General features: G+C 67.1%; 19 protein-coding genes. 4 read left to right on the top strand and 15 right to left on the bottom strand.

Annotation, left to right across the window (positions count from 1 at the left end; all coding sequences use genetic code 11):
- Positions 1–185: 185 nt before the first annotated feature.
- The 4 genes from ACIPXB_RS07100 to ACIPXB_RS07085 all read right to left on the bottom strand — a co-directional run bounded on the left by ACIPXB_RS07100 (position 186) and on the right by ACIPXB_RS07085 (position 6,940).
- Positions 186–1,022: a phosphoadenosine phosphosulfate reductase family protein gene (locus ACIPXB_RS07100; protein ID WP_401445534.1), complete on the bottom strand. Its 837-nt coding sequence runs from the start codon at positions 1,020–1,022 to the stop codon at positions 186–188.
- Entirely contained in the window at positions 1,019–4,621 is a 3,603-nt protein-coding gene (locus ACIPXB_RS07095) for an ATP-binding protein (RefSeq protein WP_401445532.1), read from the bottom strand. The genes ACIPXB_RS07100 and ACIPXB_RS07095 overlap by 4 nt, the downstream gene beginning before the upstream one ends.
- 2 nt (positions 4,622–4,623) lie before the next feature.
- The gene (locus ACIPXB_RS07090) at positions 4,624–5,730 is read right to left on the bottom strand and encodes a DUF4007 family protein (protein WP_401445530.1); all 1,107 of its coding nucleotides are present in this window, start codon (positions 5,728–5,730) and stop codon (positions 4,624–4,626) included.
- A gap of 61 nt (positions 5,731–5,791) precedes the next feature.
- A complete protein-coding gene (locus ACIPXB_RS07085; protein WP_401445527.1) occupies positions 5,792–6,940 on the bottom strand; it encodes a cysteine desulfurase family protein in 1,149 nt (382 codons plus the stop codon).
- A gap of 540 nt (positions 6,941–7,480) precedes the next feature.
- Here ACIPXB_RS07085 and ACIPXB_RS07080 point away from each other — a divergent pair.
- Entirely contained in the window at positions 7,481–9,799 is a 2,319-nt protein-coding gene (locus ACIPXB_RS07080; RefSeq protein ID WP_401445525.1) for a DUF262 domain-containing protein, read from the top strand.
- Positions 9,800–9,920: 121 nt separating this feature from the next.
- Here the strand turns inward: ACIPXB_RS07080 and ACIPXB_RS07075 are convergent, their stop codons facing one another.
- Positions 9,921–10,574 carry a class I SAM-dependent methyltransferase gene (locus ACIPXB_RS07075; protein ID WP_401445523.1) on the bottom strand — a complete coding sequence of 218 codons (654 nt, stop codon included), beginning with the start codon at positions 10,572–10,574 and terminating at the stop codon, positions 9,921–9,923.
- A 614-nt stretch (positions 10,575–11,188) separates the two neighbouring features.
- Positions 11,189–11,575 (bottom strand): hypothetical protein, encoded by a 387-nt coding sequence (locus ACIPXB_RS07070; protein WP_401445521.1) that lies wholly within the window; start codon positions 11,573–11,575, stop codon positions 11,189–11,191.
- A gap of 411 nt (positions 11,576–11,986) precedes the next feature.
- Here ACIPXB_RS07070 and aspS point away from each other — a divergent pair, with 411 nt between their 5' ends.
- A complete protein-coding gene (gene aspS, locus ACIPXB_RS07065; RefSeq protein ID WP_401445519.1) occupies positions 11,987–13,303 on the top strand; it encodes an aspartate--tRNA(Asn) ligase in 1,317 nt (438 codons plus the stop codon).
- A 64-nt stretch (positions 13,304–13,367) separates the two neighbouring features.
- Here the strand turns inward: aspS and ACIPXB_RS07060 are convergent, their stop codons facing one another.
- The 5 genes from ACIPXB_RS07060 to ACIPXB_RS07040 all read right to left on the bottom strand — a co-directional run bounded on the left by ACIPXB_RS07060 (position 13,368) and on the right by ACIPXB_RS07040 (position 17,188).
- Positions 13,368–14,150, bottom strand: a complete 783-nt coding sequence (locus ACIPXB_RS07060; protein ID WP_401445517.1) for a hypothetical protein — start codon at positions 14,148–14,150, stop codon at positions 13,368–13,370.
- Between the two features lie 15 nt (positions 14,151–14,165).
- Positions 14,166–15,044 carry a radical SAM protein gene (locus ACIPXB_RS07055; protein WP_401445515.1) on the bottom strand — a complete coding sequence of 293 codons (879 nt, stop codon included), beginning with the start codon at positions 15,042–15,044 and terminating at the stop codon, positions 14,166–14,168.
- On the bottom strand, positions 15,041–16,342 hold the full coding sequence (locus tag ACIPXB_RS07050) for a radical SAM protein (protein ID WP_401445512.1): 1,302 nt from the start codon (positions 16,340–16,342) through the stop codon (positions 15,041–15,043). Before ACIPXB_RS07050 ends, ACIPXB_RS07055 begins: the two co-directional genes overlap by 4 nt.
- A 4-nt stretch (positions 16,343–16,346) precedes the next feature.
- Positions 16,347–16,706 carry a hypothetical protein gene (locus tag ACIPXB_RS07045; RefSeq protein ID WP_385430850.1) on the bottom strand — a complete coding sequence of 120 codons (360 nt, stop codon included), beginning with the start codon at positions 16,704–16,706 and terminating at the stop codon, positions 16,347–16,349.
- Between the two features lie 215 nt (positions 16,707–16,921).
- The gene (locus tag ACIPXB_RS07040) at positions 16,922–17,188 is read right to left on the bottom strand and encodes a hypothetical protein (RefSeq protein WP_401445510.1); all 267 of its coding nucleotides are present in this window, start codon (positions 17,186–17,188) and stop codon (positions 16,922–16,924) included.
- A gap of 449 nt (positions 17,189–17,637) precedes the next feature.
- Between ACIPXB_RS07040 and ACIPXB_RS07035 the strand changes: the two genes are divergently transcribed.
- Entirely contained in the window at positions 17,638–18,960 is a 1,323-nt protein-coding gene (locus ACIPXB_RS07035) for a DNA-binding protein (protein WP_401445508.1), read from the top strand.
- 17 nt (positions 18,961–18,977) lie between these two features.
- Here ACIPXB_RS07035 and ACIPXB_RS07030 read toward each other — a convergent pair whose 3' ends face one another.
- Positions 18,978–20,000, bottom strand: coding sequence for an NAD-dependent epimerase/dehydratase family protein (locus tag ACIPXB_RS07030; RefSeq protein ID WP_401445506.1), 1,023 nt, complete (start codon positions 19,998–20,000; stop codon positions 18,978–18,980).
- A gap of 198 nt (positions 20,001–20,198) precedes the next feature.
- Between ACIPXB_RS07030 and serS the strand changes: the two genes are divergently transcribed.
- Positions 20,199–21,491: a serine--tRNA ligase gene (gene serS / locus ACIPXB_RS07025; protein WP_401445503.1), complete on the top strand. Its 1,293-nt coding sequence runs from the start codon at positions 20,199–20,201 to the stop codon at positions 21,489–21,491.
- A 282-nt stretch (positions 21,492–21,773) separates the two neighbouring features.
- Here the strand turns inward: serS and ACIPXB_RS07020 are convergent, their stop codons facing one another.
- The 3 genes from ACIPXB_RS07020 to mobC form a co-directional block, all read right to left on the bottom strand.
- A complete protein-coding gene (locus ACIPXB_RS07020; protein ID WP_401445501.1) occupies positions 21,774–22,565 on the bottom strand; it encodes a ParB N-terminal domain-containing protein in 792 nt (263 codons plus the stop codon).
- Positions 22,566–22,893: 328 nt separating this feature from the next.
- Positions 22,894–24,594: a relaxase/mobilization nuclease domain-containing protein gene (locus tag ACIPXB_RS07015; RefSeq protein ID WP_401445498.1), complete on the bottom strand. Its 1,701-nt coding sequence runs from the start codon at positions 24,592–24,594 to the stop codon at positions 22,894–22,896.
- A gap of 5 nt (positions 24,595–24,599) precedes the next feature.
- Positions 24,600–25,151 (bottom strand): plasmid mobilization relaxosome protein MobC, encoded by a 552-nt coding sequence (gene mobC / locus ACIPXB_RS07010; protein ID WP_401445495.1) that lies wholly within the window; start codon positions 25,149–25,151, stop codon positions 24,600–24,602.
- Between the last annotated feature and the right edge of the window lie 429 nt (positions 25,152–25,580).

Raw genomic sequence — 25,580 nt, 5'->3', positions numbered from 1 at the left:
CTCTACTTCTCCGTGCCGAGCGTCGAAAGGGGCCCTGCTTCCCGCAGGGCCCCTAAAAGATAGCCTCCACCGGCCTGCCGTGTTGGCAGGTGGCCGGCGTAGGGCCACATCGGCAAAGGAAGCGCGACTGTCACGTTGTACGCGACCGCCACCTGCCTACAGCGTGGCCTTGAAGCCAAGGCAGCTCAGAGATGGCACACCGAGCAGCCGGCCTCATCGTCGTCTTCATCATGCGCGTCGGCGAGGACTTCCAGAAGCGGCCTGTTGGGTCGTACACGCTTGGCCGCCCGCTCGAGGGCGCCCTGATGCTTGGCTTCGATCTCTTCGCGGCGCTCTATCAGCTCATGCAGGGACTCCCCCTGAGACCAGGTGTACTGCCGGTCCTGCATGGCGGTGTGCCGGTAGTTGACCTTCTCCTCGTAGGCTATTGCCTTCTCGAACAGCTCAGGGTGCCGGTCCTTGAGTCCAACCCATTCGTGCTTCCGCTGGAAGAAGCAGAAGTAGCAGCCAGACCTAGTGCGCCACTCGTAGTAGGCCGGCAAACCGATGCCTGCCTCCTCGAGGATGTGGTCGACACCTGCTCGATCGATCCCGTCCTCACGGAAGGGGAACACTGCAGTGATGTTGGGCTTGGTACTGACATAGCCGAGTCGGTTCTCGTCGGCCCTGATGGCGACGTAGGAGATCACCTCATCGTCACCGACCCACTCCTCCAGCGGCTTGATCTTCAGATTCTTGGTGCACCAACGCATCTGAGGGCTGGGGAGTGTGCCCTGATAGACCTCCAGCCAGTGGTCGAAGTCCCGAGTGGCGTTCAGCCGGACGATCGGCTTACCGACCGCGGCTTCGAGGCGATTGAGGTACTCGTACGTTTCCGGCAACTCGGCGCCGGTGTCACAAAAGAAGTACTCCATCTCCGGCACCCGGTCGCGCATGTGGATGGCAAGCGCGGAGGAGTCCTTGCCGCCGGACAGGCCGAGGACATGGCGCTTCTTGCTGCCGGAGCCGTTGGTGTCGCTCACAGCTTCTCCTTCGTCTCGTGGGCCTTGTCGGTGTCGGCAGCCGCCAGGCGTTCCGCCAGGGCAGCGAGGAGGATCCGGGCGCCGTCAGGGCCGAGTGCCTTCTCAGCCTGCCTGATGACACTGACAACGAGGTCATCGGCAGCTTGTCGGGACTGCTTCGGCATATGGATGAGCGTCCGCTCTTCCGTGCCCTGGGAAGTGGTCAGCGTCAGCAGACGTGTTTCGATCTGACGCGGAGCCGCGACAGCCTGCCCCTGGAGGGGGACGTCGTGCGCCTCGTAGAGGTGGCTGACGCGCTCGAGGGCGCGTGCGATCTCCTTGACCTTGGCAGGGAAGCTCGCAACGTCCTTGTCCGTCCAGTCGCCGAGAGCCTTGTTGGTCAGACGAATGACGATCGGGTCCAACCAATCCTCATCCGCCAAGCTCTCGTTGAGGACTCGGGAAACGAAGCCCTTCAGGTTCAGCTCGAGTGGGGCGTTGGCGAAGCCGTGCAGTCGCTCACTGAGGCCAGACCGGAGTGCTGCGATCTCCGTGGGCAGGCGGAACTCGTTGCCGATGGATGTCAGGACCTCCTGGCGAAGCGCGGCGCTCGCGCCGGAGAGATCGTCTAGGGCAGCGATCAGCTTCGCGGTGTATTCCTGGGCGATGCCCTCGTCCTTCATCGAGTCCGCGGCGATCGGCTCCAGGCCCAGTGCTTCGGGAAGCGACGTGAAGATCAGCTTGTCCGGATCGGTGGCGCCTTCCAGGACTTGGCGAATCTTCAGGGCGTTCTCGCTCAGCCGGTTGGTCTTGACCGCGTACGGCTCCAGGTCCATCACACGCCCAAGGATCGTGCGCGTCACCGAGAGGAGAACGGGGTTGCGGACCAGGCGAGATCGCGGCGGGACCACGCCCAGTGCCTTGGCGAGTCCATCGACGACCAGACGGCGCTGCCCGCGGCCTACAGGAGCGGCCTTTACCGTGAACCGGTCCGGGTAGGGGACGTTGAGCCGCTCAATGATTTCGGGAGTCAGGCGCTGGCAGTAGTTCCCTTCCTCGAAGAGCGCAATGTCCTCACCTCGCAGGATAAGCGCCGTAACCACCAGAACCGGCACAACGCCGGCCTTGACTCCGTACGGAGGTGCCATCAGCTGGTGGTAGATGTCCACGATGGGAGTGGGCTGTTTGGCGTTCGTGAGCGCTTCCTCGAGCGCCGCCCAGGCAGCCATGACACTGTCGTTCACATCGGCACTGGGGCGCGCGATGCCATGGGTCAGGATCGTGTCGCCCTCGGTGTCACTTCCACCCTCTGCCGCGACCCTGTGGAGACCCAGGTACTCGACGACTCCGTGGTACATCGCTCGTTCCGCGGAGTAGTTGTCCGGGTCAAACCCCAGGATGTGGACCCCCGACCGCTGGAGCATGGCGGTGAGGACCTCGCGACGCGCCCGCGCGCCATTGCTGGTGAGCTGGTGGCGGCCGGCCATCTCATTGCGAACCCACGGCGTGAACGGGTAAACGCGCTCGCATGCCTGCGAGACGAGGCTCGCATAGCTACGGGCCTCGATGATCGCGGTCGACTCGCTGGCGGTATCACTGCCCGCGTTCCACAGGTGCCAGGTCGACTGGCTGCTGCGGGGATTGAACGCCTCGTCGAGCTGGGCTCCAATGCTCTGGGCAATCTCAGCCGCGCGTTCAGCGATCTCTCGTGCCGCAACGTGATCGATGGTGTCGTCGTCGAGGAGCTCCTGAAGCGCTACCAAGTCGATGCCGGCCCGCAGGACGGCCTCAGGGTTCTTCGTGACACCAACCAGCACTGGCAGCGGCGAGTTCACTGCTGGGCGGGTCTCCAGCGTGCCGAGGTGGTAGACGATGAGACCGTCAGCGGCGTCCTTGACGACCTCCGGCCCATCGATCTTTTCGCCCTCGTGACTGACGGCAGTGACGAAATACCTGAGCATGCCAGTGCGTTGGCTGTGGCGGCCGGCGACCACAGCGGCGGGCAGGACCTTACCGAGGTGCTTGCTGAAGTACTCGACCACGTCGGCTGCCTGAATCCTGGTGGCCACCTCGCGCACACGCGCGTCGATGTCGACGTCGGTCCCCTGCCAGACGCGGTACTCATTGCTGTAGGCGCGGTGGACAACGAAACCGTCCGCGACGAGTCGGTTCAGGCGCTCCTGCAAGGCTGCGAAGCGGTCCTGGTCGGAGGCGTCGGTCGGGTCATTCAGGGCGAACTGGATCATGGACGGCGTGGCTCGGAGCAAGCCATCCGCATCGATCAGGTTCAGGATGCCAATGACCTTGATGACTTCCTGGTCTTCGGCCGGCAGGCCATGCGCCTCATTCAGCCGCATATCCACTTCGAGCCAGCGGCTGGCGTTGGAGGAAGCAAGGATGGTTGTCCGGCCGGAAGCGAAAAAGTAGTCGTACAGCTGAGGCAGGCGCACCGTAGATGCGCGATCGGGCACACCGGACCCAAGCGTCTCAAGTGACCGTCGAACGGTATTCGGCTCATCGCCGGCGAGGAACCCGGTGAGGCTGCGGTCGTGCTGTCCGATCTGGGATGCAAGGAGCGGGGCGGCGATCGCAGTAAGTGGGTGAAGCGGGTATAGGCCGGCGAATGTCTCGGCGGAGATGTCGACGACTGAGTTGAGGGCGTGACCAGTCCATGCTTCCGCGGCGGCGTGCGCTTGTTCCTGGATCAGGGCAAGGCCGGCGTCCGCGACGCCCGACAGGTCCAGCCGTCGCCGCATCAGGTGGACGGCGTCCCCGAGGTTCGGCGCAAACGTGATGTCTTCGAACCGACCCTGGACCTTGGCCCACTCCTGAGTCTGGACGGCGCTGGATCGTGCCGCGTAGTCAGTGAAGGCCAGGTGCTGCAGGGTGAAGATGAACAGGGGCAGTCCAGAACGGCCGGCCCCCTTTTCTGCCAGTGTCTGCAGCAGGAACACATCGCTGTCGGCATCGCCAGTGTCTCCGGCGGCGGCGAGGTATTCGAGCGACTTGCCGAACTCATCGAGAATCAGCAGGACCGGTGCCGTGTCGCACAGCACCGTGACCGCATCCTCCAGGTCCTGTGCAGTCGGAACACCCCGCTCAGAGCACTGGGCGAGCACCTGGGCAACGGCCTTCGGAGGCCGTGACTTCCATCTCCGCTCTACGGCCGTCTGCAAAGCGCGGTGAATCGTTGCAGCCAGGGGCTCGCGTCGGGCGGTGGCGACCGCGCCGAGGAACCCGCCTGGCGCGAGTTCGTCTCGCACTCGGGCCAGTCGTGCAGCGTAGCCAGGGCTCGTTGCGGCGACCGCTGCCTCGGCCTCAGCACGGCGGGCCTTGTCGTGGCCGAGGAACGCGTCGAAGAGGTTAGACAGGGTGGACTTGCCGGAGCCATACGGGCCGGTAAACGACCACGCGCGCGTACGTCCGAGATCACCCACTGCGTTCGTGAGGCGCTCCAGGACATCGTGAGCGCGCGCACCGACGTAGGGCGAATTCAGCTGGCGCTCACGGACGTCGCGTTCAAGGTTGGTGGACCGCAGTTCCGATCCGACCAGGGTGATACCTGCAGGAAGCTGGGCGGTAGCGCTGTTCTTTAGGGACTGCTTGCTCTTCGTTGCCATGATCAGGCGTTCTCCTCGCCGAATACCAGCTCGTCAACCTGCCGGGAGGGCTTCTTGCGCGTGGGCCTCGTAGTCCCGTTCGCGAGGCCCGGGTACTTCTCGAGCCACTCCTCGGGAGTGGGGAAGCCTTCACGGTCCCGCGCCCGCCCGTAGTAGTCGTCCAGCACGTCCCAGGCCAAGGCCTGCGGAGCCCCGGCGAAGGCAAGGCTGCGCTGGCCGAGCGCCTCGACGATCTGCAGTTCGGGGTGATCGGCCACAAGGGAGTCGATGGCCTTGGTCAGCTCGGGCTCCCGCATTCGGAATGCACGCCCAGGAGAGCCCTCTTCGGCGGAGAGCCTGGCCAGTGAGATCGAACCAGCACCTGGGGCGAACCGGGAGGCGTAGTCAAGGCAGGCGTAGGCGAGGACCGGCGCCGGGAGATTGGACCGCGAGCCGTTCGTGAAACGCCAGGTACGTTGCTTGCCCTTGCCCTGCCCTTCGAGCAGTCCAAGCTCGCGGAACGGCGACATGAGGAGATCTTCAAAGCTTCCAGGAGACAGCGGATTGAACTCCTGGTCCTGCGAGTACATCTTCGTCAGGCAGTCCACATCACGACCGACCGACTCCGCGGCCTTCCAGAACTTCTCCTCGAAGTTCTCGCGCACGTAGCGCGTGATGACACTCTCCATCTCCGCGTCAGTGACGCGCGAGCGGGGGGCGAGGTTGAACATCACATACCAACTTGGCGCCATGCATTTGGTGCCCGGCTCGGACGAGAGCAGCCACCAATGCAGCAGCCAGAGGCTACCGGTGTCCTCCAGGTAGGGGTCTGCCCCTTCCTCGTCGAGCAGCCAGCGCGCCCGCCACGTGGGTGCAGCAAGGTGCGCACGCTGGGAAGGGTCTTCGTGCGCATATTCCTGGACGAGCTTGAAGGCCTTCGACCAGTACCGCATAGCGTTGACCATGTTGCGGCCGACGCCGAGGCGGACACGCGCGTCGTCCCTGATGAAGATGTCAGGAACGTCCTTGACCTGCATGTATGCCTTGTGCATCCACCCGAACCTCGGAGCAAAGGTCTCGTGACGGTTGAAGTGGAGCTCGACGGCTTCGGCGAGCCGGCTGTCTGACATCGGGGGATGCCTTTCGGTGGGCAAACTCAGGGGAAGGTGGGGGTATCGAAGAGAACGCCGGTCACGGCTCCGCAGTGGCGGCCAGCAGTGCTCGCACCTGCGCGACTGAGCCGACGGCAGCCTTGATCGCGCGTTCGACATCCTCTTCGGTCGTGGCATAACCCAGCGAAAAGCGGATGGTGGCGTCCGCGTCGTCACGGGTGCGCCCCATAGCGAGGAGCACGTGACTCGGGCTCGGCGCGCCGGAGGAGCACGCGCTGCCGTCAGACGCGGCCACGTGGGGCATCGCGGCGAGAACCGCGTCAGCCTGCACGCCAGCGAACGTGACGCTAGTCACTCCGGGCAGTCGGGGGACACTCGAGCCGTTGATCCGGCAGTCAGGCACGTGGGCAAGGAGTCCGGCTTCCAGTCGGTTGCGCAGCTCAGTAATTCGGACTGCCTCGGCTCGCAGCTTGAGCCGGGCAGCTTCAGCAGCAGCACCAAGCCCCGCGATGCCGGCTACGTTGAGTGTGCCCGCTCGCCAACCGCGTTCGTGGCCGCCACCGATCATCAGCGGTCGGTACGGCAAGGTCGTGCCGCGCCGAACGAAGAGCGCTCCGACGCCCTGTGGTCCACCGAACTTATGCGCCGAGAGGGACAGCAGGTCGACGTCCAAGTCGGCGAGGTTCACGGGAAGCCGACCGACGCACTGCGTAGCGTCCGTGTGGACGAGGGCTCCCGCCTCATGCGCAGCCGTGACTAGGCCAGCCAGGTCGGCCAGTACGCCCGTCTCATTATTGGCGAGCATGACTGAGACCAGCGCCACTTCCCGAGTACGAAGAGCCTCGTGGAGCGGCTCCAGCTCGGCGATGCCGTTACTGTCGACCGGCACGACTACGAGCGTGTCGGGCTTGCCTGCGGTCAGAGCACGTGCGGTTTCAAGGACAGCCGGATGCTCGACCGCAGTGGTCGCCAACACGCCTCCGCGCGCGTAGGCCGAGCGCAATGCGAGATTGTTCGCCTCGGTGGCACCCGAGGTAAAGATGATCTCTCCGGGTGAGCAGCCAAGCAGTTCAGCAAGCTGCCGACGAGCAACATCGACCTTGGCGGCGGCGTCCCGCCCCGAGTAATGCATGCTGGATGCATTACCAACGCTCTTGAGAGCAGCCAGCGTTGCCTCTAGGGCCTCAGGGCGCATGGGAGCCGTGGCGTTGTAGTCGAGGTAGATCACGTCAGTCACTACAGCCCCACTCTTTGCCATGCTTGCCCTCTCTTGACCCGATGTGCACGTCGCACTACTGGCGACCGCTCCCGACAGACCGATCAGCCCCTCCAGGAGTGCACTGAGATCCTATCCAACCCCGACGACAGTCGGAGCAGGCTCACCAAAGCCGATCATCACGCGCAGTGATCGTCGAGGGTGTCCGTGCAGGCAGGGGCATGTATTGGTGTTGGCGGTGGGGGCCGTGGGTGAAATTTTCCGATCCTGCCCCACCGTCAGTGTTGCGGTCTAGAGTTGATCGTTAGCTGCGGATCCCGAGCTCCACGACCGCGGCCATCAAGGCTGTGCATGTGAGGGGCGTCACGCTGCGGCTGCGTGCCCCAACAGGGAGATACAACTCGAGGGGGGCGGCAGGATTCATAGCAGACACTCTTTTCGGCGGCGCGGGGCTGCAGCCGTCCCCCACCCCTTTCGTTAATTCACGAGCCGCGTCCGCGGCGCACAGCCCGAAAAGGCAAGCAGGACCGCGTAAGCACGGGAGCTTCAGAATTGGAAACCCGCGAGATCTTCGACGCCGCCCCTTACACGGTGGCGCAATTCCTCAGCGAGACTGGACAGGGTCTGTACATCCCGCCTTACCAGCGCGCATACAGCTGGGAGGCCAGCAAGGTTAAGCGCCTCATTGCGGACGTCGCCCATGGCGTCGACCAGATCACGAAGTTCCCGGCGTCGATCTGTTTCATCGGATCGGTTATCGCGCTACGAGACCTTCAGTACACGACGGTCGATCCCATCCACCGGCCCATGGTGCCGGCGAAGGTCATGAGCATCATCGATGGCCAGCAGAGGATGACCACGCTTCTCCTGCTGACCACCGTCCTGCACGAAGAGATCAGCACCCGGGCGCATCGGCTCCCCAAGAGTGGGGGTGATGCCCGGGACTGGTGCTTCAATCAGGCCATCGACGTGACTGTCCGCCTCACCGACACGTTCGAGGAGGACATGCGCTGGGGTGAGGGCGACTTCCGCTTCTACCCGCGGATGATCCGCTCGTTCCACGATGTGTGGTCCCGCAACAAGGGCGAGGCTCAGTACGAATCTCCTATCGGGTACTACCTGCACCAGTACGGAAGGTATCGGCGCGGCGAGAGCACGTCGCAGGACTACAAGCACACCCCGTTCGTCGAGGGTGATGCCCAAGATGCCAACGCCCAGGCGCACAAGCATCTCGAGCTCACACGGGCCCTCATCCGTCGCACCCTGCGCCAGGCGGTCTCCATGTCTCGTCAGGCCAAAGAAGACGAGGCAGAGCTCCCCTCAGGGCAGGCGATGGCGGAATCCGCCATTCTGCAAGAAGCCCTCTTCAACAGCCCCTTCCCGGATTACGTGATCGAGGCGGCTAGGGAAGATGACAGGATCGGCACGCTCCTCCGCCTGATCGTTTTCGCCAACTACCTGCTCAACCGCGTTACCGTCGCGGTCGTCACCTCGAAGCATGAGGACTACGGCTTCGACATGTTCGAGGCTCTGAACACCACAGGGCAACCGCTCACGGCCATCGAAACCTTCAAGCCCAAGGCCATAAAGAACGAGCCTCTGAAGGAGTGGCACGAGTCCGAGTCGTACAAGCACTTCGACACGATCGAGAAGTACCTCGACGCTGAAGGCGCCTCGTCTGCAGACAAGCGTCAGACCGCCACGGACAACATCCTCATCCCCTTCGCTCTGCTTAATGACGGCAACAAGCTCAGTAAGCGCCTCAGCGAGCAGCGCCGTTACCTCCGTACAGCGTTCGATAAGGAAGCCGACCAGACTGAGCGACGTGCCTTCCTCCAAGCGCTGGCTCAGGTAACTGGATTCGTCTCCGGGCCGTGGGCTCAGCCGGACAAGCTGCCCCAATGCAGTGACGACGAACTCCGCAATCAGGCTGCCCTGTGCGCTCAGGTGCTTCGCGAGGCCAAGCACGACATCGTCGTGGCGCCGCTGACCCGGTACTACGCCTCGCATCGCCTCGCTCAGGACGACATCGACGACAGGGCCCGACAGTTCCTGATGGCTGTGCGTGCCTGCGGCGCCTTCTACGGTCTCTGGCGAGGAGCCTTCGGGGGCACGAATGGGATCGACAACGTCTATCGGAAGCTGATGCTCGCGTGCGCCTCCGGCAACGATGGGCTGCGGTTCATGCGATTCGGCCGGCAGCTCACCGAGGTGCCGCATGTCGAGGACATGCTCAGCTTCTTGCGCCAGCACCTCCAGGAGGAGGGCCTGGGCGAGAAGGACCGCTGGGTGGCCAAGGCTGCAGAAGTCCCCGTCTACCAGAGCTCACGCCAGCTGACCAAGCTCCTGCTGCTCGCCGCGTCCAACGATTCGGCGCCCGATCGCGAGCGGCCTGGGCTGATCATGCCTGGAAGGAAGGACCTTCTCAGCACGTTGAGCGTGCACCGCTGGCACGACGAGGCATTTGCCACCATCGAGCATGTCGCCCCGAAGGGGCCTGGTGCGAGCGAGTGGGACAGCAAGCTCTTCGAGGAAGCCAACACGGTCCACGTGCTGGGGAACCTCACGCTGCTACCTCGGGTGGAGAACTCCTCGGCGCGACAGCGCTCTTGGCCGATCAAGCGTCTGATGTTCCAGGCTCTTTCGGCGACCACGGTGGAGGAGGCAGAGAAGACCCTGGCGCGAGCCGCCCATGAGGGCATCGAGATCGGTGAAGGCGCCGAGGCCATCATTCGAAGGGCTCGCCACCTGCCTCTGGTGGCCGCCCTTGCCGAGCGCGAGGAGGACTGGACGGTGGACTTCGTCCGGGAACGTTCACAGAGGCTTGCTGGCCTGGCCTGGGACTCTCTCGCTCCCTGGCTTGGCCTCTGAAGGGTCACCCAGAGTTGTAGGCCTGGTAGTCGGACTGACGCCGACTACCAGGCTGGCTCAGCGCCGGGCCCGATCACGTCGAGGCTCCGCGTGGCGATTCCTGACCGCCTAAAGTTCGCTTTCAGTCGAATGCGATATCAACGCCAGCCATCTGCAGTACCAAGCAGCTCCACCAGACGCTGCTGCGGCCGTGGAGGTCGGGACGATCACTGCAGTGGATTGCCCGCAGGCCGTACATGCCGCCCAGTTCAACCGTCTCAGCAGCCGACACGTCGAACATTAGGCGCCCATCGGGGACCGGGCCGTGGCGCAGATTCACGAAGAACCGGCCTCCAGGCACCAGCAACGTGGCGATCCTGGCCATCGCGCGGCAACGTTCCTCAGCGTTCAAATGCATCCATACCGCCGTGGCGAAAACCGCCTCGAATTGGCCGCCGTGATGGCGCAGCGTCAGGTCTGGGAGAACGTCGTCGACCCAATCAATCGCGCTACCCTCATGGATCCGTTGTCCGTGAACCCGGAGCTCCGCCGTCGGCTCGACAGCCACAACACGGTGCCCAAGGGCCACCAACGCAGCGGCATCGCGTCCGGTGCCGGCGCCGACATCCAGGATGCGGCCGGGCTCGGCAGGAATCAGCGTAAGCACGTCGCAGTGGACTTCGCCGAAGGTGACTGCCTCGTACTGGATGGCCAACAGGTCCGCTGCCTCGGCATAGCCAGCAGTTCCCTTGACCACAGTGGCGCCATCCCTTGTGGGAGCCCCATCACCACTCATGACCCAAGGCTACCGGCCAAGCTGCGGCGCTCTATCCGGCTGTCCTTTCCCGTCGTGCTCGCCGACCGGATAGTCGGACATGGATCCCTCTTGGGCTTGGAACACGGACGCCATGAGGCGAATGGGGAGGCGGCCTGGCCGTGGCCGGGCCGCCTCGTCAGAATCGGACCTCTGAGCAGCTGAAGGTCGCGAGCTCAGATCATTCCAGCCAGAACTTCACCAGCAGTGCGCCGATCGCGCTGGCCGCTCCCGTCAAGAGTCCGGCCGTTGCGTGTCGCGCAAAGAAGCGTCCTGCATGCTCGGCGGTGAGGCTGGTTCGCGGACGGATGGCCAGAGCGCGCGACTGCTTAGAGGCAGGTCGCTTACGCTTGCGAGGCATACGGGTCCCCCCAGGTCTTGTGATGGACGGTGACTCGCGAGAGGGCTCCCCTCGACCGTCTGCTGTAGGAGGCGCCGGTCGGGAGGGGCCCTCGGTGCATTCCGAGTCTAGGCACACGACTGGAGGCCAACTGCGGCCCTCAGGGACTGAGTTGTTCCCGCCTTAAAGCTCCTGGTCGCGCCCGGGCGCGTGCGCGCGCGTACCACAGAACCCCTCTTCTGCTTTGTGGTGCTTGTCACATGTTACAGTCGCCCTGCCAGTCGTCACGATCTGTGCGGCCGCGCGCCCTCCAGCCGTCTCTGGCGCCTCTTGCGTGAGCCCGCAGAAGTCGCAGACGTCTGCGGGCCGACTTCGCATCCCGATCTCGGACCGCGCGGTTCAACCGGGTGCGCCACTCGATCAGTGCCACCCGTTGCTCCCTTGGGGAGGCGGCCGACTTCTGCCACTTCAAGACAACCTTGAGGTTGTAGCCGAGACGCTCTGCAACCTGCTCGGCCGACATACCTTCCATGAAGGCTCGTGAGGCCACCGCTCGGGCCTTCTTAGCCAAGTCATACTCGGCAGAGCGCAGTGCGCGGCGCCGCGTCTTGATGGAGGCGAGCTCGACCAGCAGATCATCCATGAAGCCACGGTAGGCCCGATGTCTCGGACTATCTGGCATGGGCATCTCAGCCCGTGGGTTTCCGCCAGTGATCGCCATTCGGCCAAGTCTTCGCGATCGCCGAGATTGCGTTGCAGCGGCCCTGCACGCTCCCTATCCTCGTGAGCAACGCGTAGACGGAGACGAGTAGCCAAGGATCACGCGAGCAGAGAGAGCCGCCAGCAGCTGGGAAGGCGGACTCGCGCCCGAGGTGAAGACCCTCCCGAGCGCGGGGAGGAACGGCCGCTTGGCCCAATGCCCCGCCGGTTCGCCCCCGTCACAGGGCTGAATGAGGCCGCTACCCTCGGGTGGCAGCGAAAGTGCGGTGGTACCGCGAGTTCCCTTCTCGCCCGCACTCCCAAGGGATCATGACGACGCCCCTGGAGGGCTGCGATGATCCACACTACGAGCCGCGTTCTGACCTCTGACCTACGCGGCCACATCGACCAGACCGTGTCTGTCTCCGGCTGGGTGAACGCACTCCGGCTGCAGCGCAAGATGCAGTTCGTGATCCTGCGCGACCACTCCGGCATGGTCCAGGTGACCCACAAGCGCGACGACGGCCCGCTGGAGGCCGTGCTCGAGTCCCTCACCCCGGAGTCCGCCGTACGGATCACCGGACGCGTCGTGGACGCGGCCCAGGTCAAGCTCGGCGGCCTGGAGCTCGTCCCCGAGTCGGTCGAGGTGCTGAACCTGGCCGAGACGCCGCTGCCGATCGACGAGCACACCGGGCCCGAGCACCGGCTGGACTGGCGGTTCCTGGACGTCCGGAAGCGGGAGACCGCGCAGCTGGTGTTCGCCGTGCAGACGACCCTTGAGCAGGGGCTGCGGGAGTACGCCATGGAGCATGGCTGCACGGAGATGCACACCCCGAAGCTGATGGGGACCGCCTCGGAGTCCGGGGCGGAGGTGTTCAAGCTCGGGTACTTCGACCGGTCGGCGTACCTGGCGCAGTCGCCGCAGTTCTACAAGCAGATGGCGGTGGCGGCCGGCATCGACCGGGTCTTTGAGATCGGGCCGGTCTTCCGTGCCGAGCCGTCGTTCACGTCCCGACACGCGACCGAGTTCACCGGTGTGGACGTCGAGCTGTCGTGGATCGACGACGTCGAGGACGTGATGGCCTTCGAGGAGCAGATGCTCGCCCACGCCATCGCCAAGGTCGCCGAGGTCCACGGGGAGCGGATCCGGGAGGTCTTCGGGGTCGAGGTGGCAGTGCCGGAGACGCCGTTCCCGCGGATCACGATGGCCGAGGCGCAGGAGGTCCTGCGGGCCGGCAGGTGGGACCCCGAGGGGGTGAAGGAGGACCTGGACCCGGACGGTGAGCGTCGGATCGCCGCGCACATGAAGGAGCAGACCGGACACGAGTTCGCGTTCATCACGCACTACCCGGCGAGTATCCGGCCCTTCTACCACATGCGCCCGGCGGACCGGCCGGACCTGACGCTCAGCTTCGACCTGCTCTGGAAGGGCTTGGAGGTCACCACCGGCGCGCAGCGCGAGCACCGCTCCGACGTCCTGCTGAAGCAGGCGGAGGAGAAGGGCATGAGCACCGAGCCCATGCAGGACTATCTGAACATCTTCCGCTTCGGCTGCCCGCCCCACGGCGGCCTCGGCGCCGGCCTCGGGCGGATCCTGATGGTCATGCTCGGCCTGGACTCCATCCGCGAGGCGGCCTTCCTCTTCCGCGGACCGAACCGGCTGACTCCCTGATCGAGTGCGTACGTGTCGCTGCCCCCGCCGCCGTCTGGCGGTGGGGGCAGCGGCACGGGGGTGTTCAGTAGCGGGTGTGGCCCAGGTCGAGGGTCCATGCTTCGGCCGGGTTCTTGTCCCAGTGTGACCGGAGGGCCAGCTCGCGGTCGGCGTAGCCACCCTGGTGGCACAGGCCGCCGTGGGAGATGGTCACGCTGAGCGCGAGCGGGGACTCGGTGGTGACCCAGTGCGGGGTGAGGGCGTGGCTCCACAGCTGGTCGCCTGGGTGCATGGTCACTGACTGCCGGTCCGCCTCGTCGTGGGCCGGTGGTTCCTCGGCGGTGGTCTCCCCGATGACGGCGGCTTCGGCCGTGAGGTGCTTGTCGGGGTTGTGGTAGCTGTGGAAGGTCTTGGTGCCGTGGACTTGCCAGACGAGGCCGTGCGAGTTGTCGTTGTGGTAGGTCGAGGTGGCTCCCCGGGAAGACAGGAAGAGGATGGGCGCACACCGCTGCCAGGTGAATCCCTGGGAGGCGAGGTACGTGCGCCAGGGGATCATGACCTCGTCCTGGAAGCCGTCCAGGAGTTCGCCGTAGAACCGGGAGAGGTTGAAGTGCACCAGGCGGAAGGGCCAGGTGGTGATCTCCTCGACCGGGGCCGTCCGGAAGGCGGCCGTGCGGTCCATGCGGACCTGCCAGTCCTCGTCGCCGAGGATCGTGAAGCGCACCTCTTCGTCCTGGCGGATGTGGTCGAGGATGTCGATGGCGGGCATGAAGAGGTAGTCGAACGGGACGTGCAGGCGGAAGTTCGGCGGATGCCTCCAGCAGGCGGTGAAGTTGTGCGGGTCGGTGACGGAGACCGGTGCGTGCACGATGGCTCCTTGGGCTCAGGCCACCGCGCCGGCGTGCGACGCGGGGCGGCAGATGGCGGCGCAGTCGGGTCCGACCTGGTCCTTCGCCGGCGCTTCGAGGAAGCCCCTGATCTCGGCACGCGGGGCCTGGACGCTGACCCCGTCCGCGCCGTAGGGGCAACGCCGTATCTCGCCCTCGGCCGACATGTAGAGGGTCGCTGACCGGCAGTGATGGCCCTCGTAGTCGGACAGCTGCATCCGACGCAGATCATCAAGGTAGGACCGGTACGCGTTGGACAGGCGGAAGCGGCCGGCAAGGGTCGCCGTGTCAGCCTCTCTGAGCTTCACAGAGTCCTGGAGCGATCCGCCGGCCCTGACTAAGCCCTGCTCGTTCAGGAGTACGGGGCTGAGCTGGACCTGAACGCCTGTCCCGGCGACGAGGCCGGCGATCTGCGCGGCCTCCTCCTCCGCCACGTCCAAGTAGGTCAAGTGGAGAACCTTCGCCGGAACGTCCACGGCCAGCAGTGTTGCCACGGCGGAGGCCACGGTCCGCGTCGTACGGCCGAGGGCCATCGCGCCCTCGGAATCGGCGGAGACGGTGACGTTGGTCAGAAGGTGCTCGACCTCCGTGAGGGAGGTGACCTCGGCCTCGGTGCGGGCCGAGGTCACCATGGACACGGACATCCCGAACTGGTGGGCCAGGCGGACGAGCTGCCGGAGCTCCGGGTGGTGGGTCGGCTCGCCTCCGGTCAGGCACACGCCCTCCACCCCGGTCTCCCTCAGCCGCGACAGGGCCCGGGTGTAGGTCTCGACGGTGAGGAAGCCGTGGGCGCGGTCGGCGCGGAAGCAGAAGCCGCACGCGACCTTGCAGTGGCCAGCCGTGGAGACCAGCGCGGTACGGGCGGGCGTGCTCATTGGACCCCCGTGTTGTCCCAGACCGCGATGGACACGGTGCTTGTGTAGAAGGCGCACATCTGCGGGTCCGGGGTGTCGCCGCCGATGAGGGCCTGCTCGTTGCGGGACGGTCCGCCGCAGATGGCCAGAGCCGGGCAGTCGCCGCATGCGGGGATCGGGGCGACCTTCTTCGCCGCGGCGGCCAGCAGGCCGGGGTTCTGGCGGAGCTCGTCGATGGTGTGGAGGAACGAGGGCTCGGTGAAGTTGATGTCGCAGACGCTGACCCGGTTGCCCGGCAGCAGGGCGGCGTTCAGGCTGCGGTCGCCCTGCATGTGGTCGAACAGCATCGGCCGTCGGGTGTCGAGGGCCTGGAACGCGCGGTCGAGGACGGAGAAGAGCATCCCGCCCCTGCCGAGCGCGGTCAGGCGGGCCTCGTACAGCTCGCGGGCCAGCTCGGCGCCGTTGACTCGCCACTCACCCCCCGTGGGGATGGGGGTGTTGACGTAGATGAACTTCAGGCCGAGGTCGTCGATGATCCACCGCACGGTCTCGGCCAGGCGCCCGATGTTCGATGCCGTGGGGGTGAGGTTGCAGCCGACGTGCAGGCCCTTGGCCGCGATCAGGCGGCCGACGTTGCGGCGGATCCGGTCGTCGGCGGGCTGGCCGCCCAGGAGGAGCCGGTTGGCGGAGTTGATCCCAGGCGGGCCGTCGATGGAGATCCCGACTCCGTACTCGCGCTGCACGAAGTGGTCGAGGGCCTCGTCCGTGAGCCGGGCGCCGTTGGTGACGACGGTGCGGCGGACGCGTGCGACGCCGTAGCGGGTGGCGAGGGTGTCAGCGAGTTCGTCGCCGTACTTCATGAGGTCGAAGCGGATGGTCGGCTCGCCGCCGAACCACTGGATGGACACCTCCTCCTGGCCGGCGTTCTGCTCGAACAGGAACTCCAGGCCGGTGGCGAGCTCCTCCTCGGTCATGTCCGGCTTGCCGGTGTTGGTGTCGACGAAGCAGTACGTACAGGCCATGTTGCAGCGGTCGGTGAGGACCACCCGCAGCCCGCTGATCCGTTGCGGTGTCGGGTCGAATCCGAGGGCCTGGAGGCGGTTGTGGAGTGCTTCACGGCGGTCGGCGGCGGGGCCGTCCTGGGTGAAGCCGAGCCCAGCGAGGGCTTCATGGGTCGCGGTCGGGGAGACTCCGGCGAGGTCAGCGACCTCGCCGGAGTCGAGAAGCACACTGTCCAGCGTGACCGGGTCGAGGAGGACAGCCTCACCGGCCCGGTCGTACTGGAAGTACTTCCCCCACAGCAGCAGGGGAGCGGTCACTGGGTCAGGCCGCCGTTTCCTCTTCGGCGATGCCCAGCTCGCCCATGACGGCGCGGACCTGCTCCTCGGCATCGGCCTGGAGCCGGGCCGATGCCGCGGGGCTGCCGCCGTCGGAGAGGACGATGACGCCGGGGAGCGTCGGGTTCGGCACGATGACCGTGAGGCCGGCGGGCTCGGTGCTGATGACCATGATCGCATCGTTGAGCTCGACCCAGTCGGTTCGCTCCTTGAGCGCCTCGAGGATGCGGCCCTGCTTCTCGCGGAAGGACGCACGCTCGCCCATCCACACGCCCGCCTTGGACTTGGAGTCCACGACGTCCGCGTAGATCAGGTGGTTCTGCTTCTCTTTCCTGGGTTTCGGCATGCCGATCTCCTTGATGGAAGGGTGACTGCCCGCTTGGGCAGCTCTGATCCGCTCTGCTGGCCGCCACTCGGGATGCCATACAGCGCCCCCGAGCGGTTTGGTGCACGGCGCCCACGGGGCGCCGTTCCCCGCGCGTGGCCGACTGGTGACTGGCAACACGAGCGGGAAGTCTGTTCAGCTCCGGGTGCCGTTGCCCCGCACTGACTGGACGGTGGTCACCGAGGGTCCGCCGCCACATTGGAAGCCAGCGGGAGCAGGGGTTGGAGTGAGCCGGGATCCGCCGTCCATTCACGGCCCGAGTCGTCCATCGGGCGCATGTGCGCCACCTTCTTGACCACCCTGCCGGTGATCTTCGAGGTGTAGATCAGGACGCTGCCGACGGTTCCGCGCCGTCCGCTGGACGGCTGTGCGACCTCCCGACCGAGGAGCTGGTGACCAGGGTCGTCCGCCACCCAGAGGTTCGCGTCGGTGGTCGTGGTCACTGGGCACCCCCGAGGCCAAGGAAGGCGTCGTACTGGGCGGAGCTCCAGGTGGCGGGATCACCGTGCTCGGTCCGGAATGCCTCCGCCGCCCGCGGCAAGCGGCGCCTCTCCAATGACGGGGCCGCGTCCGTCTCCGCGTACGGGGCTACGGCCGCCTCGTACTGCAGGTCGGTCGCGCCGGGGGTTCGGCGGGGAAGCTGGGCGCTGCTCACGGTCCGTTCCCTTCGCTGGGGCTCTTTGGGGGTGGCGTAAGCGTCGCTCCGGTGCGGGTGTCACGGCCATGACGCGGCAGACGTCATCTGGTGCCCACTTGGGTGTGTGGGGTGTCATGGAGGTGGCATCGACATGTCATGTGTGCGGATTCCGTTGCAGATCAAGCCTGTTGGCCGGTACTCAACGGAGAGGGACGGGGCGATGTGGCCCGTCTCCTGACTGTGAGGGAGCGACCGATGCACGATCCGGCCACGCTTTTGCGGGTATTAGTCCAGCAACGACGCTGGCGGTACCGCGACTTCGCTGCCGCCTTCGCGCGAGCGGCTTCGCAGGCCGGCTTACCGGGCCTGTCGGTATCGGAGGCGCAGTTCCGACGGTGGACATCGGGCCGGATCAAAACCCTGCCGGGACCGGACACGTGCCGGGTGCTTGAGCGCCTGTTCGAGGTGGAGACCGTAGCGCTCTTCGGTCCCCCACCTGCTCCGTCCCCGACGACGTCGGGGGCTCCCGCTGTGTACGACCTCGAAAGTGACATTGCCATGACCGCACGTGACGCCGCAGATGAGGCGGGTGCTGCCGCCGCGCAGTGCGTATCCGACACCACCATCGACCAGCTTCGTGACGATGCCCTTGCCCTCGCCCGCTCCTATGGCGCGGTGAGCGCGTTCGACATCTTCCGCCGTGCCAGAGTGCTCCGCACGGAGGCGGAACACCAGCGGGGGCTGACACAGGTGCCCGCCCAACAGCAGGACCTGCTGATCGTGGCGGGGCAGGCGTGCGCGCTGCTGTCGACCGCCGCATTCGACCTCGGCTCCCTGGACGACTCGGCTCGCCTTGCCCGTTCGGCAGCCCTGTACGGGGAGATGGCTCGGTTCGATCCGCTGCGCGCGTACGCGACCGGGTCCTTGGCGATCTGCGACTACTTCACGGGGCGGCCGTCGGAGGCGGTACGGCAGGCCCGGACGGCGCTGGCCTACGCCGGGTTGGGGGATACGGCTCGTCGTCGGCTGCTGTCCATCGAGGCTCGCGCCCATGGACACCTCGGAGACCACGAGCGGGCGACCCGGGCGCTCGTCGCATCGACCCGCCAGGATCGCGGGGAGCGCGACGAGCTGCACGACGGCGTGGGCGGCGAGTTCGCGTTCAACGAGGAGCGACTGTTGATGTCCAACGGCACGACGGCTCTGCTCGTCGGCGACGGGGCAGGTGCCGAGGCCACCGCGCAGCAGGCATTGGCTCTTGTCTCGTCCCGGCCGCCGGCCCGACAGTCTGTGTCGGTGCGAGGGAAAGCCGCGGCTGACCTCGCCGCCGCGCAGCTCCTGCGGGGCGACCTGGACGCGGCAACCGTGACGCTGGAGACGGTCTGGGCGATTCCCGAGGACCAACGCGTGGCGGGACTCCTGGAGCGCACCGGGACCTTGAGGCGGGCACTGACCGCCCCCGCGTTCAGGGGGGCGGGCACGGCGATCACGCTGGGCGAGCGGATCGAGGAGTTCGGCCGCCGCTCAGCACCCAGGCAGTTGGGTACCGGGCGAGGGCTGCTCGCCATCGATTCCTGACCCGCTCCACCCCCTTCCTACATGTGGCCGAGATCAGCGAGGATCCGGGCCTCCTTGTCCGGGTCCACACCGTGTTCGGACCACCGCGGGTGCTCGACCGGACGACCGTCCGCCCGCATCCACGCCCAGGTGTCGGCGATGGTGTCCGCGAGCGGACGGCACCGGAGCCCGGATGCTACGGCACGGGAGGCGTCGACGGACCACACGCCGGCATGGGTACGCCACAGCGGAAGCTCCGTCCACTGCTTGACGTCGTGCGCCGTGAGGGTCGCAGCGTCGGTCCACACCGGACGGCCGACGCCGCCCGTGATCGCGAGGCATGCGCTGATGAAGTCCGCCCAGCTGATGCCCTCGGGGTGGGCGATGTTGAAGGCACGCCCGGGGGTGCCGGCCGCGGCTTGATCGACGGCGAAGACGGCGACATCGCGCACGTCGACGGGCTGGATGCGCTGCTCGCCCGGCGCCGGGACAACGATCGGGCCCCCACGATGGGCCCTGGTGAGCCACCACGGGAGGCGGCCGACGTACTCGCCGGGGCCCAGGATCACCCCCGGCCGTACGAACACCGAGTCGTCCCCGAACGCGGTCCGCACCGCGGCCTCTCCGCCGGCCTTCTGGAATCCGTACTTCGTCGGACTGCCGTCGGGGCCAGTGTGACCGAACGACTCGTCGGCGTCCGGGGGGCACTCCAGCAGCGGCGAATCCTCAGTGAGCGGGTGGTGAGGCCAGCCCTGGTAGACGGACACCGTGGAGACGTGCACCCACCGGGCGGCAACCGGGCGCAGGGCCTCGGTGGCGAGGAGTACATCACGAGGCGAGAACTCGCTGCTGGAGGTGTCGATGACGACATCCCACGGCCCTTGGCTGGCCAGCCGCTTCACGTCGTCGGGGTCAGTCCGGTCACCGCGGACCGTGTCGGCGCCCTCTACCGCACCGGAACGGCCGCGGTTGAAGGTTGTCACCTCCCAGCCCCGTCGCAGAGCTTCGTCAACAATCGCGCGGCCGAGGAACCAGGTGCCGCCCATCACCAAAATCCGCATGGGGTCGACCCTGTCACGAAGCACCAGGCGGGCACCATCCCGGCCCTTGTCGAGGCTGGCGGGATCTGGACAGTACGTGGCCCGGTAGCGCTGCGCCGTAGAGATCACACGGCGATATTCCGGATCAGCGAGGGGTCGCTGTTGCTACCGTCGCTCTGGAATCCCCATCCCACTCGCTGGATAAAAAGGATCCCCCTCATGCATGACGCCCGCGCCCTGATCGAAATGGGTGCCGAAGCTGTTCGTCGGCTCGCTCGTCGCGGATACTCCCTGGACCTGTCCCGGCTGGAAGACCTCCAGTCCCGGCGCAACCAGAGGATCCGCTCGGCCGACGAGCTGCGGGCGGAGTCCAAGCGGGTGGCGAGCGAGGTCCAGCAGACGGCCAAGCAGGGCGGCGACATCTCCAAGCTGAAGGAGCGCGCCCGCGAACTGAAGGACCAGATCCGGGACATCGACGCCGAGCAGGAGCGGGTGCAGGAGGAGCTGCGCGAGCTGCTCCTGACCATCCCGAACCTGCCCGACGACGCGGCCCCCGACGGCGACTCCGAAGAGTTCGCGGTCGAGGTCCGGCGCGTCGGCACCCCGCCGGCCTTCTCCTTCGAGCCGAAGGACCACGTCGACCTGGGCGAGAGCACGGGCATCCTCGACTTCGCCCGGGCGACGAAGCTGTCGGGCCCCCGGTTCGTCGTCTCCCGTGGGGCGGGCGCTGCCCTGGAGCGCGCCTTGGCGACGCTCTTCCTCGACATCCACACCCGGCGCCACGGGTACGTCGAGCACTCGGTCCCGTACCTGGTCAGCCGCAAGACGATGACCGGCACCGGACAGCTGCCGAAGTTCGAGGAGGACCTGTTCAAGACGGGCGTGGCCGACCGCGAGCTGTTCCTCATCCCGACGGCCGAGGTACCGCTGACCAACCTCTACGCCGACGAGATCATCCCGCCGGCCGAGCTGCCGCTGGCTCTGACCGCGCACACTCCGTGCTTCCGCTCCGAGGCTGGGTCGTACGGACGTGACACCCGGGGCCTGATCCGCCAGCACCAGTTCGCCAAGGTCGAGATCGTCCAGATGGTCGACCCGGCGGACGCGGACGCCACGCTGGAGACGATGGTCGGCCACGCCGAGGCGTGCCTGAAAGAGCTCGGCCTCGCGTACCGCGTCGTCAAGCTGGCGGCAGGCGACACGGGCTTCTCCGCCCAGCTCACGTACGACATCGAGGTCTGGATCCCGAGCCAGAACACGTACCGCGAGATCTCCTCGATCTCGAACTTCGGCACCTTCCAGGCCCGCCGCGCGAACATCCGCACCCGCGGCGAGGACGGCAAGCCCAAGCTCGTCGCCACCCTCAACGGCTCCGGCCTGCCCATCGGCCGCACCCTGGCCGCGCTCCTCGAGCAGTGCCAGCAGCAGGACGGCTCGCTCCTCCTTCCCGAATTCCTCGTCCCGTACCTCGGCTTCCGCCGCATCTCGGCGGACGGAACACCGGAGGCATAGCGTGTACCGGGCTCTGTTCGGCGAGCTCCGAGTTTCATGGCCGCTGCTTGATCGCCCCATCAAGGGGCGGCTGCGCCGGTAAGCGCAATGCCTCTGGGGGCCAGTGCGTTTCGGCGCCGGCCCCCAGAGGGCGTCATGTGATCAAGTCGGGCTACGGAGCCACGGGCTGAGGACGTGACTCCGGAGGTGCTGGCCATCCATGTCGAAGGACCCGGTGAGATGGGGGGCGAACTTGGCTCACCTTCCGAATGATCTTGCGTTGCCGGGTCTCACGGGTAGGGCTCAGGGGAGGTTGCGCTCCCGCCATACAGCGTCCATTTCTGTGAGCGCGGTCATCGCGTGGGCGATGGTCTCGCGGGTGACGGCGCGGCGCGGTGCCTCGTACTGGGGGTCATACCTCGCAAAGGTCCTGGAGCCGCGCGTCTGCGCCAGAGACGTTACGACATCGCACAGGAGATAGGTCGCGACCCTGCGCTGCCGTGCGTCTTCCTTGATGCGACCCTGGTGCTTGTTCCAGGCCTGAAACGCGGTGAGTTCACCCGCGATGACGCGGTCGCCGAGGTCAGGGGCCTCGGTGCGCAGCCGGGCGAGGTGCTGCTGGCTGACTTGTGCACGGACCTTGTTGGTGAGTGCGATCTCGTGGGCCTTGTCCAAACTGACAGCACGCGTGATGACTGGCTCGACGAGCTCGGGCTCGTGTCGCATGACCATGTCGGCCAACTCCAGTCGGCCAATGGAGACACCGGTCCTCTCGCTGAGGGAACGCATCCCCTCCCCGGGGGAGAGGTGTTCGTTCGTCTCGGTGCCGGCTTGGAGCTTGGTAGCGATCATCGCCGCCTGCCCCGTGGTCAGGTTGCGCTGGCGGATGTTGACGGTCAGGGCGTATCCGTCGGGGTCATCTCCTTCGTAGGTGGTGAACAGAGGTTCGACTCCGAGGGTCTTGCAGACGGCGAGTCGATGGCGGCCGTCGAGGAGGGTTCCATCGGGGCCGAGGACGATCGGGTGGCGCAGGCCGTGGGTCCTGATCGACTCGGTCAGCTCGTGGAGCTCCTCGTTGGTGAGCGGCGGGAACATGGCAGCGGTGGGGTGGAACTTCAGGGTGGTGCTCCTTGTGGTGTGGGTGTGCCGACAGCACCGTGCGGGTGCTGTGCGTCTGGGTGGAGTTGGGCGCGGGCCCGTGTATGTAAATGGTCTGGGGAATCCCCGGTTTGGCTAACCGGGGATCGTCGGCTATACATGTCGGCCCTCTCCCGGCGATCGCGTCCGGATCCGCCTGTGGGCCTCGGGCCCGGAGAGCGGCCACGGTGGCGGCCGGCCCACCTGAGCACAGCTGTGATGTGCTGCGGGGGAGAACGTGTCCTGCTGGGGTGCTGGGCGGGTGCCAATGGCGAGATTCCAGGGGTCAGCGTCGCGGGCGGTTGGGTCGGCCTCCGGGTGCTGCTGGCGGCAGTGTGGCGGTGGCCTGCTGGCCGGTCACCGACGCCGTGGTGCGGAGGCGCGCGGCTTCAGCCCGGGGGTTGGGGCTTGGGTTGCGGCTGGTGTGCTGGAGGCGGGTGATCAGAACACGGGCGGGCTGGCGGGCTGTGGCCAGTTCGCGCTGGGCTGCGGCCTCCTTGAGCAGCTGGTGGGGTTGGTGGCCTCGGGCCTCCGCGTCGGCCAGGAGGGCGGCGAGGGCGGGCCAGTTGGAGTCGGTGAGGATGCGGTCTGCGTGGTCGGGAACAGCGGCGCGTACGTCGTGGGCGAGCGTGCGACGGGTCTCCTGCTTCGGTTGACGCTGTTCGAGTACGAGGAGCGTGGGGGTGAGGGCCTGGTCGGCGGCTTCCTGTAGGTGGTGGAGGGCTTGGCGGGCGGCGTCGGCTTGGTGGGCGTGGCCCTTGGCCGCGTGCCAGCGGTTGGCGATGATCCCGGCCCACAGGAGGGCGGCGATGAGGGCGGCGAGGGCGCTGCCGTCGGGGCCGGTGGCGGTGTGGACGATGTCGCGGGCCGCGTGGCGGATGGCGTGGGCGGCGCGGTCTTCTGCCCGGATCTGGGAGCGCTGGGCGCGTGCGAACGCCTGGGATGCGGCCTGGAGTTCGGTACGGAGGTGGGTGGGCGCTTTCTGGGCGGTGGCTTCGAGGAGTTCGCCGAGGGCGGTGATGTGCGCCTGGGCGTGGGTGTCGTCGGCGAGGTCGGTGCGGAAGCTGTCGAGGGCTTCGGTGGCCTGGTGCCAGGCGGTGGTCGGGCGGTTGCGGCGGGCGGTGGGGTGTTCCTCGGGTTGGCCGGCTTCGAGGCGGGCCTGCAGCTTGGGGAGGGTGAGGTCGGGGGCGATCTTCCCGCCGGGGTGGAAGATCTGTTCGCCGTCCTTGTTGAGGTCGCCGGGGCGGCCTGCGGCGTAGCCGAGGAGGTCTCCGGAGGGGCCGCGCCTGGCCTTGATCACGATGCCGTCGGCTTCGAGGTAGGCGAGGAGTTCCTCGGCGGTTCGGGCGTGGGGGATGGCGGCGCGGATGCGGTCCTGGAGCCATTCGCGGCTGGTCTGCTCCCAGCCGAGGCGCTGGGCCTTGTGCATCTCGGCCTGGGTGGGCGCGCGGGTGCCGGTGCGGTCGCCCTTCTTCAGGCGGCGCAGGCCGTAGTCCTTCTCGATCTGGCGGCAGGCGTCGCCGACGCGGATGCCGCTGTCGTGGAGCTTGGGGCGGCGGCCGTCCTCGCGGACGGTGGTGGCGAGGATGTGGATGTGGTCGTCGGCGTGGCGTACGGCGATCCAACGGCAGGCCAGGTCGTCCCCTTCGGGGGCGATGCCGGCCGCGGCGACGATGCACTGGGCGATCTCGCCCCACTCGGCGTCGGAGAGGTAGCGGTCTTCGGGGGCTGCACGGACCGGGCAGTGCCAGACGTGGTCGGTGATCTTCTTGCCGAACTCGCTGTTGCGGAGCCGGACGGGTTCGTCGAGGTAGCGGGCGAGCTGGGTGAGGGTGGCGTTCTCGTCTCGGCCGGGATCGGGCATGGCGAGCATGGCAAAGCCGGCCACGATGTGCGGATCGGTGTGCTCGTCGTGGCGGCCGGGGCCGTAGAGGTAGGCGAGCAGTCCGCGGGTGTTGGCGCCGGAGGGCTTGATGGCGGCGATCACGATCGTCAGCCCTCCCTCGGGTCGACGGGCTCGCGCAGGGCCTCGGCGATCACCGTGAGCAGGTCGTGGAGTTCGTCGAGGCGCTGGCGTATGTCGGGCGGGGTGAGGTCGCTGTTCAGGGCGCGGGCGATCTGGTTGATGTTGACGCCGATGCGGTTGCACTGGCGGAGGACCTGGGCGCGGAAGACGTGGGTTCGGCGTCGGTCCTCGGACAGAGGGAGGTTGGCGGTGAACCGGCCGTCGATGAAGGCCAGGACGATGTCGGCGGCGAGGCCGGATTCACCCTTGTAGTTGTGCTCGGCGGCGGCCTCGATCAGGCGGGCGCGCTCGGTGCGTGTGAAGCGCAGCGGGCCGACGCGGTCGGTGCGCTTGTTGCCGGTGAAGCGGCGGATCGTGGGCTGGACGCTCTGCACCGTCGGCTCGCCGGCGGCGGGCTGGGCGCTGCGTTCGGCACGGAGGATCTCGTGCTGGATGGCGTGGAGCTTGTCCTGGTCGGGGCCGCCCTCGGTCCCGAACCTCCGGTCCGGCGCCCCCTGGCGCTGGGCCGTCTCCGCCACCCCCGGGGCGGAGAGCCCCGAAGGCCGGCCTTGAGTCGGACTCGGGGTACTACTGGCTCCGCCAGGGGCCGTCATCCCGAACGCGCGCCGCCAACGGTCGGTCTGCCACGGCTGTTTCGCGACCGGCGAGGGCGTGGGGTCGGGGTCGTTCGGGTCAAGCGACACAGGGCGGTTCTCCGGTGTGGGGGCGGCTGGCAAATGCGGGGACAGTCGATGTCGACAGGCGGGCGCCAGCGGCATTGGCACAAGTTGCGACGTGCGGTCAGCGAGGAGATGACCGGAAGTCCGGCGGTCCCCGGAATACGGCGGGTGGCTGGCCCGGTGCAGGGGACCGTGGAGTACGAATCGCGGTCTGGGGACCGGGGCGGTGGTGAGGGTACGGAGGCTCCGCGGTGATCGCCGGGGACCGTGGCCGCCAGGCAGCCACGG

Source organism: Streptomyces sp. NPDC090022 (genome assembly GCF_044748145.1).
GTDB lineage: Bacteria > Actinomycetota > Actinomycetes > Streptomycetales > Streptomycetaceae > Streptomyces.
The sequence above is the reverse complement of the archived record's forward strand: the minus strand, read 5'-3'. Positions and strand labels throughout refer to the sequence as shown.